This is a genomic window from Actinoallomurus acaciae (genome assembly GCF_042429965.1).
Taxonomy (GTDB): Bacteria; Actinomycetota; Actinomycetes; order Streptosporangiales; family Streptosporangiaceae; genus Actinoallomurus; species Actinoallomurus acaciae.
Genome location: NZ_JBHLZP010000353.1, coordinates 1 through 12,431, shown reverse-complemented (window position 1 = coordinate 12,431; position 12,431 = coordinate 1). Strand labels below are relative to the sequence as shown.

Here is a 12,431-nt window from a genome sequence, read left to right as displayed (position 1 = left end):
CGTCGTCGCCCGATGGCGGGCCCGCCCGGCGGGCGCCCACCTGCTCGAGGGACGGGCCGACGAGCTCGGCCGCGCCTCCGCGGAGCTGCCCCGCCGCGCCATCCGCGCGGTCAGCTCCTGGCAGGAGCACATCATCGACCTGATCCGCACCGAGGGCGTCACCAAGCGGTCCGTGGCCAAGTTCGTCTCCTACGACGACGAGGCGCTGTCCCTGGTGATGATGGTGGGACTGCTCGGGTTCGGCACGAGCGAGGCGCCCGTCGAGGCGGGCAACAGCGCCGTGCCGCAGCGATTGCTCAAGGCGCTGTTCGGCGCCGAATCCTTGCGTAGCATGAGCGCCAAGGCCAGGGCCGACCTGCGCAGCCGGATCGGGATGCTCTACGACGAGGAGGCGATCCGGTTCGGGCAGGCCCTCGACGGCGCCGGAGTGCCGGACGAGACCACGCCGGTCCAGCTCTACCAGGCCACATACAACCTTGAGGTCGCCCGGTGAGCCACTGCCGGGCGCTGTCCCGACACGACGAGGAGCGCGACCGATGACGGCGACGACACCGCCGGTCTCCTCGCTTGAGGAAACCCAGACTCCACCGCCGCCCGAGACGTCCGGCCTGTCCGTCCGCCTGGACGTCCTCGACCGGCTCGTGGCCCTCGGCGAGGGCCGGGTCGACCAGTCGCTCATGGACGACGCGGCGGCGCTGCTCGCCCGCGCGGGCGAGCGCCTGCGGCTGTCCGGCGAGCACACGGTGGTCGCCCTGGCCGGCGGCACCGGCAGCGGCAAGTCATCGCTGTTCAACGCGGTGTGCGGCCTGGAGCTGTCGCCCACGGGCCTGCGCCGCCCGATGACCAGCTCGGCCCACGCCTGCGTCTGGGGCCTCGGCGGCGCCGGCCCGCTGCTCGACTGGCTGGACATCGAGTCGCGCCACCGCTACGCCCGCGCCAGCGCCCTCGACGGCGACGGCCAGGTGGGCTCCCTGCAGGGCCTGGTCCTGCTCGACCTGCCCGACCACGACTCGATCCGCGCGGCCCACCTCGCCGAGGTGGACAAGTACGTCAGCGTCGCCGACCTCATCGTCTGGGTCCTCGACCCGCAGAAGTACGCCGACTTCGCCGTCCACCGGCGCTACTTCGAGCAGCTCTCCGGCCACACCGGCGTGACCCTGATCATCCTCAACCAGATCGACCGCCTGGAGCCCGAAGAGGTCACCGAGTGCGTCAAGGACCTCCGGCGCCTGCTGGAGGCCGAGGGCATGGGCGGCCCGACCATCCTCACCACCTCGGCCAAGGCCGGCACGGGCGTCGAGGGCTTCCGCGAGGTGCTCGCCGACGCGGTCGCCGCCCGCCAGGCCCGGCTCGACCGCCTCGTCGCCGACATCGACCGCCTCATCCAGCGCTTCGAGGGCCAGTACGGCGCCACCGATCCGCCGGAGAAGGTCGACGACCGCCGCGCCGCGGCCCTGGCCGAGGCCCTGGCGGACGCCGCCGGCGTCCCGGCCGTGGCGGAGTCGATGGAGAGCGCCTACTCCCTGCGGGCCCACGACTACGTCGGCTGGCCGATCGGCCGCCTGGCCACCCGCATGCACTCCGACCCGCTCCGCCGCATGCGGCTGGGCGAGCTGCGCCAGGAGCTGCGCGCGGCCTTCACGACGCCGGTGAACGCCCAGCAGGCGCATGTGGACAACGCCTTGCAGGAGGTGACGGAGGGGGTCGTGGAGGACCTGCCGCCGTCGTGGCAGCGCTCGGTCCGCGAGGCGGGCCGGTCGAAGGCCGAACAGCTCCCGGAGTCACTCGGCAACGCGCTGCGCGACGTCGTGCCGGCCTTCAACCAGATCCCGGCGTGGTGGTGGTTCGTCCGCGCCTGGCAGTACCTCCTCATCGCCGCCTCGGTCCTGGGCGTGGTGTGGCTGGGCGGCATCGTGGCGTACGGCGTGCTGAAACTGGGCCACGCACCGTTGACCGTCCTCGGCGACACAGGCGTGATCCCGTACGTGTGCCTCCTGATCGTCTGCACGTTGGGCCTGGGCGCGTTCACGTCCTCGGCCGTCCGCAACCTGATCGCCCTGTCCTCGGTCCGCCACAGCGAACGCCTGGAAGAGCGAATGCGCGAGGGCATCAACACGTCCGCCCGCACCTTGGTCCTCGAACCGATCGAACGCGAGCTGGCCGTGTACAAGAACTTCCGCGAGGAACTCTTCACCGCCATCGGCTCATTCACCCACTGACCCGGGCGACTCGGTTCATTTGGTGTGCCAGGCGGGTCCTTCCCGGTGTGGGCTGGTGATCGCCGTGTCCGTGCGTCCTTGGACGGGTTCCGCCTCGAGGTGATCGGCGCTGCCCTGGGCCGTTGGAAGCCCTGGCTCAGACGGGGTGCGCTCTAGGGGCGCGTGAGCGCGGAGTGGTTCCAGACCGTACCCTCCGCGCCACATGAGCCTTACCGACACGCCACACGACTCACTCAGCGAACAGAGGCAACCGGCCACACCGCCATCCCGTGCAAGCCACCCGCCGAGCAGAGCCGGCGTTGCCCACCCTCACCTCACCGAGCCGCGCCGTGTGAGCCTGGATGCGGGCGTCCGTTCCGCTGGGACGAGGCAGCGACCCCAACTCGAATTTCCACTCACTTTGAGTTATCCACAGATTACGCAGGGGTCTGGTGGCGCTTGTCCGACGTCCGCCACCGTGGTTGCCACACCGGCGGTAACGGACCGCCACGGACAGACCGGAGGGCCCCTTCGTGAACGAGGCAGTCGTCACCGTGATCGGCTTCGTCGCCCAAGACCCCATCTTCGAGGTTCTCGCGAGCGGCACGTCACTGATGTCCCTGCGCATCGGCAGCACCCCGCGCCGCTACGACCGGGAGATCGGCCAGTGGCGAGACGACGACCCGATGTTCCTGACCGTGACCTGTTTGCGCACGCTCGCCGACAACCTGCAGTCCTGCGAACTGCAACGTGGCGACCCGGTCATCGTCACGGGCAAGCTCCGCATCCGCGAGTACGTCAGGGACGGCCAAAAGCGCTTCTCCGCCCAGATCGAAGCCACCACGGTCGGACACGACCTCAGCCGAGGCGTGGCCCGCTTCCAGCGCGCCCAACGCTCCGCCTTCCCCGAAGACCGCCGCCAGGCAGACGACGTGGCCGACCGCTGGCTCGAAGCTGACCTGGACGAGGACGCCGAAGAACTCACCCCCCAAACCACCGACAAGCCCGACGACATCGACGACACAGACGAGGACGGCACCACACCCCCGTTCCGCGCCGCCGCCTAACCAGCCACCCTGCTCTTCTACCGCCCACCGGCTCCAGCGGCGCCGAGCCTGCTGGCTCCGGCGGCATCGGGGCCTGCTGACTTCGGCGGTGCCGGTCCTACCGGCTTCGGCCGTATCGCGTCTGTCGGCTTCATCGGCGCCGGGCCTACTAGCTCGGGTGGCGCCGGGCCTGTCGGTTTCGGTGGTGCCAGGTTCGTCGGTTTCGGTGGTGCCGGGTCTGTCGGTTGGGTGGTGCTGGGCCTGTCGGTTGGGTGGTGCTGGGCCTGTTGGTTTCGGTGGTGCTGGGCCTGTTGGTTTCGGTGGTGCTGGGCCTGTTGGTTTCGGTGNNNNCTGTTGGTTTCGGTGGTGCTGGGCCTGTTGGTTTCGGTGGTGCTGGGCCTGTTGGTTTCGGTGGTGCTGGGCCTGTCGGTTTCGGCGGTGCCAGGTCTGTCGGTTTGGGCGGTGCTGGGCCTGTCGGTTTCGGTGGTGCCGGACCTGTTGGCTTCGGCGGTATCGGATCTGTCGGTTTGGGCGGTGCCGGACCTACAGGCTCCAGCGGTGCCGGTTCTACCGGTGTCGGCGGTATCGGTCTGTCGGTTTCGGCGGTGCCCGACCAACCGGCTCCAGCGGTACCGGGACCGTTGGCTCCGAGCAGATCGGGTCTGTCAGGGCAGGGCCGGCCCACCCGCTTCGGCCGCGCTGGACCCGTCGTCTCCGGCTGCACCGCGCCCGTTGGCTCCGGGCGGATCGTGCCTGCCGGGGCGTACCGGGGTTGGTCGGCTCCGGCCGTACCGGGTTGGCCGTATCGGATCTGTCGGCTTCGGCGGTGCCGGGACCGTCGGCTCTGGGCGGATTGGGCCTGTTCGGGCAGGGCGGGCCTACCCGCTTCGGCCGTACCGGGTCCGTTGGCTCCGGGTGGATTGGGCCTGCCGGGGCGTACTGGGGTTGGTCGGTTCCGGCTGTACCGGGTTGGCCGTACCAGGCCCGTCGGTTCCGGCTGCTCCGGGTTCGTCGGCTCCGGGCGGATTGGCCCTGCCAGAGCGCACTGGTCCTACCGGCTCCGGTCGCACTGTGAGCCTTTCGGCTTTGGCCGTATCGGGCCTGCCGGCTCCGGCGCGCGCACGAGCGCGTCGATCCCGGCTGGGCCCGACCTATCGATTTCGAATGGAGAACCGTCGCTCATGTCAGTCGAGTCGCACACCAGCGAGACAAGCCGAAACACGCCCAAGAGGCCAGGAGCGCCGGGAACGCTCGCAGTCCCACCCGCCCGGTGCGGCCGAGGGGCACGCGGAGATCCCGCGACCTGCCAGGGTCTCCCATCCGTCGTTTCCAGGTGTGAGAGGAGGGAGGCGATGCGTATCCGGCGAGGCGTCTCCTGGATCTGACAGGCGAGCCACGGGGGGAGAGCGGAGGTTGAGCACGGGACGTTCCAGACCCGCCGGTGGGCCCGGGAGGGTTGGGAGCGCTCGCGGTCCCGGCCGCCCGCTCGGTGCGGCCGAGGGCCGCACGACCCTCCTTACCTGGTCAGAGACCCCCGCCCATAGTCCCCGCACGTGGGGGATGGAGGTGATGCGTATCCAGCGAGGCGTCTCCTGGATCTGAGAGGTGAGGCCGCAGGGGGGAGCGGAGGCTGACCACAAGATGCCCTTTCGGCCGCAGGAGGGGGCGCCGCGCAGCGGCCCTTGCGGGCGACGCGCCTGATATGACGGTGCTCCGCATCGCAAGACCCGCTGCGCGGCGGCGGCCGTGCGCCGGTTCTCTGCATGGGCATACGCCGGAACCCTGCACGGGCACACGCCGGGTCCCTGTGCGGGTATGCGCCAGGGGTCCTGAGTGGGCGTGTGCCGACTCGCTGTAGCCGCTGTGCGGGTGTGTGCCGGTTCGCCGTGTGGGCGTGTGGCGGTTCGCCGTGCGGGTGTGCGTCGATTCGCCGTGCGGGCGTGTGCCGACTCGCCGTGCGGGCGTGTGGCGGTTCGCCATGTGGATGTGCGTCGGTTCGCCGTGCGGGCGTGTGGCGGTTCGCCATGTGGATGTGCGTCGATTCGCCGTGCGGGCGTGTGCCGACTCGCCATGTGGGCGTGCGCCGACTCGCCGTGCGGGTGTGCGTCGACTCGGCATGTGGGTGTGCGTCGGTTCACCGTGCGGGCGTGTGTCGACTCGCTATGTGGGCGTGCGCCGATTCAGCGCGCAGGTGTCGTCGATTCGCCGTGCAGGTGTGCGTCGACTCGTCCTGCGGGCATGCGTCGGTTCACCGTGCGGGTATGCATCGGTTCGGTGTTTGGGCTTGCAAGGCGTGACGGCTCGGCCCGGATGGACGTCGGCCAGCGGGGTCGGGCGGGCGGCAAGGCGGTGGCCCTGTCGGCGTCAGATCCAGGAGACTCCGCGCATCCTGATTCCCTTTCCGGAAATGGTGCGTCCCACCCGGCGTCGGGCCGGACGGGGGTTACGGGGCACTCAGGGGGGCGAAGAGCGCCTGCGGGCCTGAGCGTACGCCCTTCATCCGCTGGGCGCTCTAAGAAGGTACAGCTTTCCCCGCCCACTCCGCACACATTGCAACTATCCTATTACTGAATGTGATTCGATGATGAGGTGAGCACGGCTCGCCCTCAGCCAGAGGGCGGTCCTGACGTGCGGCTCCGGCCCGATCCGTTGGGGGAATGATGACGGCACTGCATCAGTCGGCCGCCGAGGACCGGGGCGACGTGACCAGAAAGCCTCCACGCTGGCCACTGTTGGCCCAACCTGCGCCGATCATCGCGTACGTCGTCGTGGTCGTGGGTCTGCACTTCGTACTGATCGGCATGCTCGCCGCCCGTACGGAGTGGCGGCCGGCGGCGCTGCTCACGTTCGCGGCGCTGATGGGGGCCGGTGCGCTCTGCATCGAGGCGTCACGGCGGCTCGGCATGCCCGCGGGCATCGGGCGTGACCTCCTCTCCGCCTGGTGGCTTCCCGTGGCGCTGCTCCTGCCACCGGTGTACGCGCTGCTGATCCCGATTCCGATGCAGGCGTTGCTGCAACTGCGCGTACGCCGCACGCTGCTGCATCGGCGGGCCATCGTCGCCGCCGCGCACGGCCTGGCGGGGGCCGCGGCCTCGGCGACCTTCCACCTCGTCGTACCGGACCCGCTCCAGGCCGGCACACGGTGGCTCATCGACCTCGAGGCGGTCATCCCGACGATGGTCGCCTGCGCCGTGCTGTTCACGGTGATCAACACGGCGATCGTCGCGGTGGCCGCGCACAGTTCCGCCCCGGGCTGCCGATGGCACGAGCATCTGCGCAACCGCGAGCACCTGGTCCTCGACGTCGTCGAGCTCTGCCTCGGCGTTCTGGTCACGATCGCCTGCGCGCTCAGCCCCGCGCTGATCCTCGTCGCCCTGCCGCCGGTGATGTTGCTCCAGCGCAGCCTCATGCACCAGCAGCTTCAGGCCGCCGCCCGTACGGACGCCAAGACCGGCCTGCTCAACGCCGCGGCCTGGCAGCGTGAGGCCGACACCGAGATCGCCCGCGCCAACCGTACGGGGGAGTCCCTCGCCCTCCTGCTGATCGACATCGACCACTTCAAACGGGTCAACGACGCCCATGGGCACCTGGCCGGCGACCAGGTGCTGATCGGTGTCGCCGGCACGCTTGTGAGCCAGTTGCGCGAGTACGACGTCGTCGGCCGGTTCGGCGGCGAGGAGTTCGTCGTCCTTCTGCCGGGCGCCGACATTCTGGAGGGCTGCCGGGTGGCCGAACGCCTTCGCAACCGCGTACGCCGGCTGTCCGTGCCGGCCGACGACGAGTCGGTCACCGTCACGGTCTCGGTCGGCGTCGCCCTCTTCCGTACGCACGGCCAGGATCTCCTCGAACTCCTCGCCTCCGCCGACCTCGCCCTCTATCGGGCCAAGAAGTCCGGCCGCGACCGCATCTGTCTCCCCGCGACCCAGAAGGCCTGAGCCCCCGCAACAACGATCCGCAACATCGATCACAACGGCAACGATCCGAGCCGAAACGGTGGAGGAACATCCGCTCAGGCCGGTAAGGCCACCGCCCCGGAGGCCCTAGGCTTGGGTCCATGCCGGAGTACATCTACACGATGCAGCGTGCGCGCAAAGCACACGGTGACAAGGTCATTCTCGATGATGTCACCCTCAGCTTCCTCCCCGGAGCAAAGATCGGTGTCGTCGGACCCAACGGCGCCGGCAAGTCCACGCTGCTCCGGATGATGGCCGGCCTCGAGCAGCCTTCCAACGGCGAGGCCCGCCTGATGCCCGGGTTCACCGTCGGCATCCTCCAGCAGGAGCCCCCGCTCAACGACGAGAAGACCGTCCTCGGCAACGTCGAGGAGGGGGTCGCCGAGACCAAGGCGATGGTCGACCGGTTCAACGAGATCGCCGAGAAGATGGCGACCGACTACTCCGACGAGCTGCTCGAGGAGATGGGCAAGCTCCAGGAGCAGCTCGACCATCGCAACGCCTGGGATCTCGACAGCCAGCTCGAGCAGGCCATGGACGCCCTCCGCTGCCCGCCCCCGGACGCGGACGTCACGAAGCTCTCCGGCGGTGAGCGCCGCCGTGTGGCCCTGTGCAAGCTTCTTCTCGAGGCGCCCGACCTCCTGCTCCTCGACGAGCCCACCAACCATCTCGACGCCGAGAGCGTGCAGTGGCTGGAGCAGTTCCTGGAGAAGTACGAGGGCACCGTTCTCGCCGTCACCCACGACCGGTACTTCCTCGACAACGTGGCCGGCTGGATCTGTGAGGTCGACCGCGGCCGTCTCGTCGGGTACGAGGGCAACTACTCCACCTACCTGGAGAAGAAGGCCGAGCGTCTCAAGGTCGAGGGGCAGAAGGACGCCAAGAAGAAGAGGCGTCTGGAGCAGGAGCTCGAGTGGGTCCGCTCCAACCCGAAGGCCCGTCAGACCAAGAGCAAGGCCCGGCTCCAGCGCTACGAGGAGATGGCGGCCGAGGCGGCCAAGACCCGCAAGCTCGACTTCGAGGAGATCCAGATCCCGCCGGGCCCGCGCCTGGGCACCACGGTGATCGTCGCCGATCACCTCAGCAAGGGCTTCGACGACCGTCTCCTGATGGAGGATCTCTCCTTCACCCTGCCGCCGAACGGCATCGTCGGCGTCATCGGCCCGAACGGCGTCGGCAAGACCACGCTGTTCCGTATGATCGTCAATGCGGCCGGCGCGGGCGCCCCGGACGGCGTCACCGCGGACGAGAAGCCGGACGAGGGCAGCCTCAAGGTCGGCGACACCGTCAAGATCTCCTACGTCGACCAGAGCCGTGGCGGCATCCCCCCGGACAAGAACGTCTGGCAGGTCGTCTCCGACGGCCTCGACCACATCAAGGTCGGTCAGGTGGAGATGCCCAGCCGCGCGTACGTCGCGGCCTTCGGCTTCAAGGGCCCGGACCAGCAAAAGCCCGCCGGTGTGCTGTCCGGCGGTGAGCGCAACCGCCTCAACCTCGCGCTCACCCTCAAGCAGGGCGGCAACGTTCTCCTGCTCGACGAGCCCACCAACGACCTCGACGTCGAGACGCTGAGCTCGCTGGAGAACGCCCTGCTGGAGTTCCCCGGCTGTGCGGTGATCACGTCGCACGACCGGTGGTTCCTCGACCGCATCGCCACGCACATCCTGGCGTGGGAAGAGGGTTCGAGCTGGTTCTGGTTCGAGGGCAACTTCGCGGACTACGAGAAGAACAAGATCGAGCGCCTGGGCGCCGAGGCGGCCCGGCCGCACCGCGTCACCCACCGCAAGCTCACCCGCTGACCATTCGGACACCTCGGCGGCACGACCGCGGGAGACGCACCACACCCGCCGGCCGTGCCGCCGCTGCGCTTGTGGCCACCTCGGTCGACCTGTCAGTATGATTACATCATTACATCCTGCGGGCGGCTTCAGAGGCGAGGATCACATGATCGTCGAGTACATCCGTTACCGGATCGACCGGCAGGACGCCGAGGAGTTCGAAGCCGCCTACGGGCGTGCCGTGGTGCCCCTGGCCACCGCGCCACAGTGTGTGGACTACGAGTTGTCCCGCTGTGTCGAAGAGCCCGAATGGTACGTCCTGCGCATCACGTGGACCTCCGCCGAGGACCACGTGCGAGGTTTCCGCGGCGGTGAGCGTTTCGGAGCGTTCTTCGCGGAGATCGAACCGTACGTCCAGCAGATCGAGGAGATGCGGCACTACGAGCGCACCGCCGTCGGCGGCACCGGCTCCTCGACCCCCAGCCTGTACGACTGGGCGGGTGGCACCGAGGCGTTCGAGCGGCTCACCGAGACGTTCTACGTCCAGGTGCTCAAGGACGACCTGATCGGTCCCCTCTTCGCTCACATGGACCCGGGCCACCCCAAGCACGTCGCGATGTGGCTGGCCGAGGTCTTCGGCGGTCCGTCCCGCTACACCGACGAGCGAGGCGGCTACCACCACATGCTCGCCCGCCACCTCGGCAAGGCCATCACCGAACCCCAGCGCCGCCGCTGGGTCGACCTCCTCATGGACGCCGCCGACGAGGTAGGCCTGCCCGCCGACCCCGAGTTCCGCGCCGCGTTCGCGAGCTACATCGAGTGGGGGACCCGCCTCGCCTTCGCCAACTCCCAGCCGGGCGCCCGCCCTCCGCGGCAGGCCCCCGTCCCCCGCTGGGGCTGGGGTGTCGCCCCGCCCTACACCCCCTCCTCGTGACGTGTCCCCGGCTCTCCGCGCGGGTGCGCACCCCGCCGTGCGCCGGCTGAGGCGGGGCGGGGAGACTGAGGACCGACCTGTACGGCCTCGCGAGATGGATGACGCATGGTTCAACCTGCCCTCGACACCGATCGGCGAGAAGAGCTTCGCCGGCACATTCACGAGTTCCACGTGCGGTTCGGCGACATCGACGTGCTCGGGCACGTGAACAACTGCCGCTACCTCACCTACCTCGAAGACGCACGCGTGTCGATGTTCCGGCTCGATCCCCTGCGCCAGGGGACGGCGCCGCTCAAGGGGCTGGTCGTCGCCCGGCATGAGATCGACTACAAGCGCCCGCTGCTGTTCGGGCCGGAGCCGGTCCGCGTGGAGACCTGGGTGACCGAACTGCGCGCCGCCTCGTTCGCGCTCGCGTACGAGATCCGGGACGACGAGCACCTCTACGTGCGCGCATCCTCGGTGATCGTCGCCTACGACCTGGAGAACACCCGCTCCCGCAGGCTCAGCGAAGACGAGGTCGCGTTCCTCTCGGCCTACCGATGAGTAAAACGCCGCTGACGACAGTTTAGTAACAAACCCGACAGAAACAGCTCTTTACCCATTCTTGCCCGTAATGTCGCGCCTGCTCATTGGCGCGATCACATAGGGGTGAGAATGCGAAGGGTCTCACGAGGGTTGCTGGCCGTGATGCTCGCGGCGGGTCTCAGCGGTGTCTCGGGTACCGCGCACGCGGCGACCGCCAAGGCGGATGGCGACATCCTGGCCAGGCTCAAGGCGATTCCCGGCATGACGGTGCAGGAGAAGACCTCCACCCTCACGGGCTACCGGTGGTTCTGGCTGGACTACCGTCAGCCGGTCGACCACCGCCACCCGGACAAGGGCTGGTTCGAGCAGCGCGTCCTGCTCGAGCACAAGTCCGACGACCGGCCCATGGTCCTTTACACCAGCGGTTACAACACCCCCGAGACGATGTTCCTGTCCGAGCCGACCGCGCTGGTCGACGGCAACCAGATCTCGGTGGAGTACCGGTTCTTCTCGCCGTCGATCCCGCAGCCCGCCCAGTGGACGAAGGACACGATCTGGCAGGCCGCGACCGACGAGCACGTGCTCATCAAGGCGCTCAAGACGATCTACCACGGCAAGTGGGTCTCCACCGGTGCGAGCAAGGGCGGCATGACCGCCACGTACCACAAGCGCTTCTACCCGAACGACGTCGACGGCACGGTGGCCTACGTCGCGCCGAACGACGTGAACAACAAGGACGACAGCGCCTACGACCGGTTCTTCAAGACCGTCGGCACCGACCCCAAGTGCCGTACGGACCTGCAGGACCTCCAGCGCGAACTGCTCAAGCGCCGCACCGGGATCGAGGCGCGGATGACGGCCGCCGCCCAGGAGGCGGGCTACACCTGGAACATCGTCAAGTCCGTCGACGTCGCCTTCGAGAACTCGGTGATGGACTTCGAATGGGCGTTCTGGCAGTACCACCTGCAGGCGGAGTGCAAGGACGTGCCGCCCACGACGGCCTCGACCGATGAGATCTATGACTACTTCGACCTGATCTCCGGTGCCCTGACCTACACGGACCAGGAGCTGGAGCAGTTCATCCCGTACTACTACCAGGCGGGTACCCAGCTCGGCTGGCCGTCGCCCAGCTTCAAGTACCTGCACCCCCTGCTCCGCCACGAGAGCACCTACCAGCCGCGGACGTACGTCCCGCGGGACATCCCGATGAGGTTCGACCCGAACGCCATGAAGGACGTCGACCGCTGGGTGCGGACGAGCGCCACGCACATGGCGTTCATCTACGGTCAGAACGACCCGTGGGGCGCAGAGCCGTTCAGCGTCGGCCCGCACGCCCGTGACTCGAAGGTCTACGTGTCGCCGGGCCAGAACCACAGCTCCCATCTCATCGCGACGCTGCCGGCCGCGCAGAAGGCGGAGGTGACCGCCGACCTGCTCCGCTGGGCCGGTGTCTCCTCGCCGGCGCAGCAGGCCAAGGCGCTCGTCGGCCCGCAGGTCACCGAGGACCCGGTCCTGATGCAGCACCCGCGCCTCTGATCCGGCACGGCAGGGGAGACCCCCGTCGAGAGCACTCGGCGGGGGTTTCCTTCACCCCGAGATCATCTCAAATCATGAGACGTTAATATCGCATTATGAGCAGGCGGTGGTTGATCCTCATTGTCGGGCTGTTCGCGATGATCGCCGGGTGCGCGTACCAGTACGGCCTTCCCTACCTGATCCCGGCGCTCCGCGCGGACCGGGGGCTCTCCCTCCGCGACGCGGCGACGCTCATCTCCTGCCCGGTCGCCGGGCTGCTGATCGCGCTGGCGCTCTGGGGGATCGCCGCCGACCGCTGGGGTGAGCGGATCATCCTCTCCACCGGCCTGACCGTCGCCGGCCTCGCGCTGCTGGCCGCCACCACCGTGGCGAGCACCCCGTCGCTGGGCGCGTGCTTCTTCGTCGCCGGCGCGGGCGGCGCGTCGATCCACGCGGCCAGCGGCCGGCTGATTCTCGGCTGG

Annotated in this window: 8 protein-coding genes and 1 pseudogene; all 9 read left to right on the top strand. The window is 69.0% G+C overall.

Annotation, left to right across the window (positions count from 1 at the left end; genetic code table 11):
- A pseudogene (locus tag ACFFNX_RS34055) lies at window positions 1-493 on the top strand (AAA family ATPase); the annotation flags it as partial.
- Between the two features lie 43 nt (window positions 494-536).
- Window positions 537-2,219: a P-loop NTPase family protein gene (locus ACFFNX_RS34050; RefSeq protein ID WP_378209986.1), complete on the top strand. Its 1,683-nt coding sequence runs from the start codon at window positions 537-539 to the stop codon at window positions 2,217-2,219.
- 533 nt (window positions 2,220-2,752) lie between these two features.
- Window positions 2,753-3,265 (top strand): single-stranded DNA-binding protein, encoded by a 513-nt coding sequence (locus ACFFNX_RS34045; protein WP_378209984.1) that lies wholly within the window; start codon window positions 2,753-2,755, stop codon window positions 3,263-3,265.
- Window positions 3,266-5,976: 2,711 nt separating this feature from the next.
- Window positions 5,977-7,179: a GGDEF domain-containing protein gene (locus ACFFNX_RS34040; RefSeq protein ID WP_378209982.1), complete on the top strand. Its 1,203-nt coding sequence runs from the start codon at window positions 5,977-5,979 to the stop codon at window positions 7,177-7,179.
- Window positions 7,180-7,298: 119 nt separating this feature from the next.
- Window positions 7,299-8,996: an energy-dependent translational throttle protein EttA gene (ettA, locus tag ACFFNX_RS34035; protein WP_378209981.1), complete on the top strand. Its 1,698-nt coding sequence runs from the start codon at window positions 7,299-7,301 to the stop codon at window positions 8,994-8,996.
- Window positions 8,997-9,141: 145 nt separating this feature from the next.
- Window positions 9,142-9,909, top strand: a complete 768-nt coding sequence (locus ACFFNX_RS34030) for a group II truncated hemoglobin (protein ID WP_378209980.1) — start codon at window positions 9,142-9,144, stop codon at window positions 9,907-9,909.
- A 105-nt stretch (window positions 9,910-10,014) separates the two neighbouring features.
- A complete protein-coding gene (locus ACFFNX_RS34025) occupies window positions 10,015-10,452 on the top strand; it encodes an acyl-CoA thioesterase (protein WP_378209979.1) in 438 nt (145 codons plus the stop codon).
- A 111-nt stretch (window positions 10,453-10,563) separates the two neighbouring features.
- A complete protein-coding gene (locus ACFFNX_RS34020) occupies window positions 10,564-11,970 on the top strand; it encodes a S28 family serine protease (protein ID WP_378209978.1) in 1,407 nt (468 codons plus the stop codon).
- A 95-nt stretch (window positions 11,971-12,065) separates the two neighbouring features.
- A partial coding sequence (locus ACFFNX_RS34015; RefSeq protein ID WP_378209977.1) for an MFS transporter occupies window positions 12,066-12,431 on the top strand: 366 nt, incomplete at its 3' end.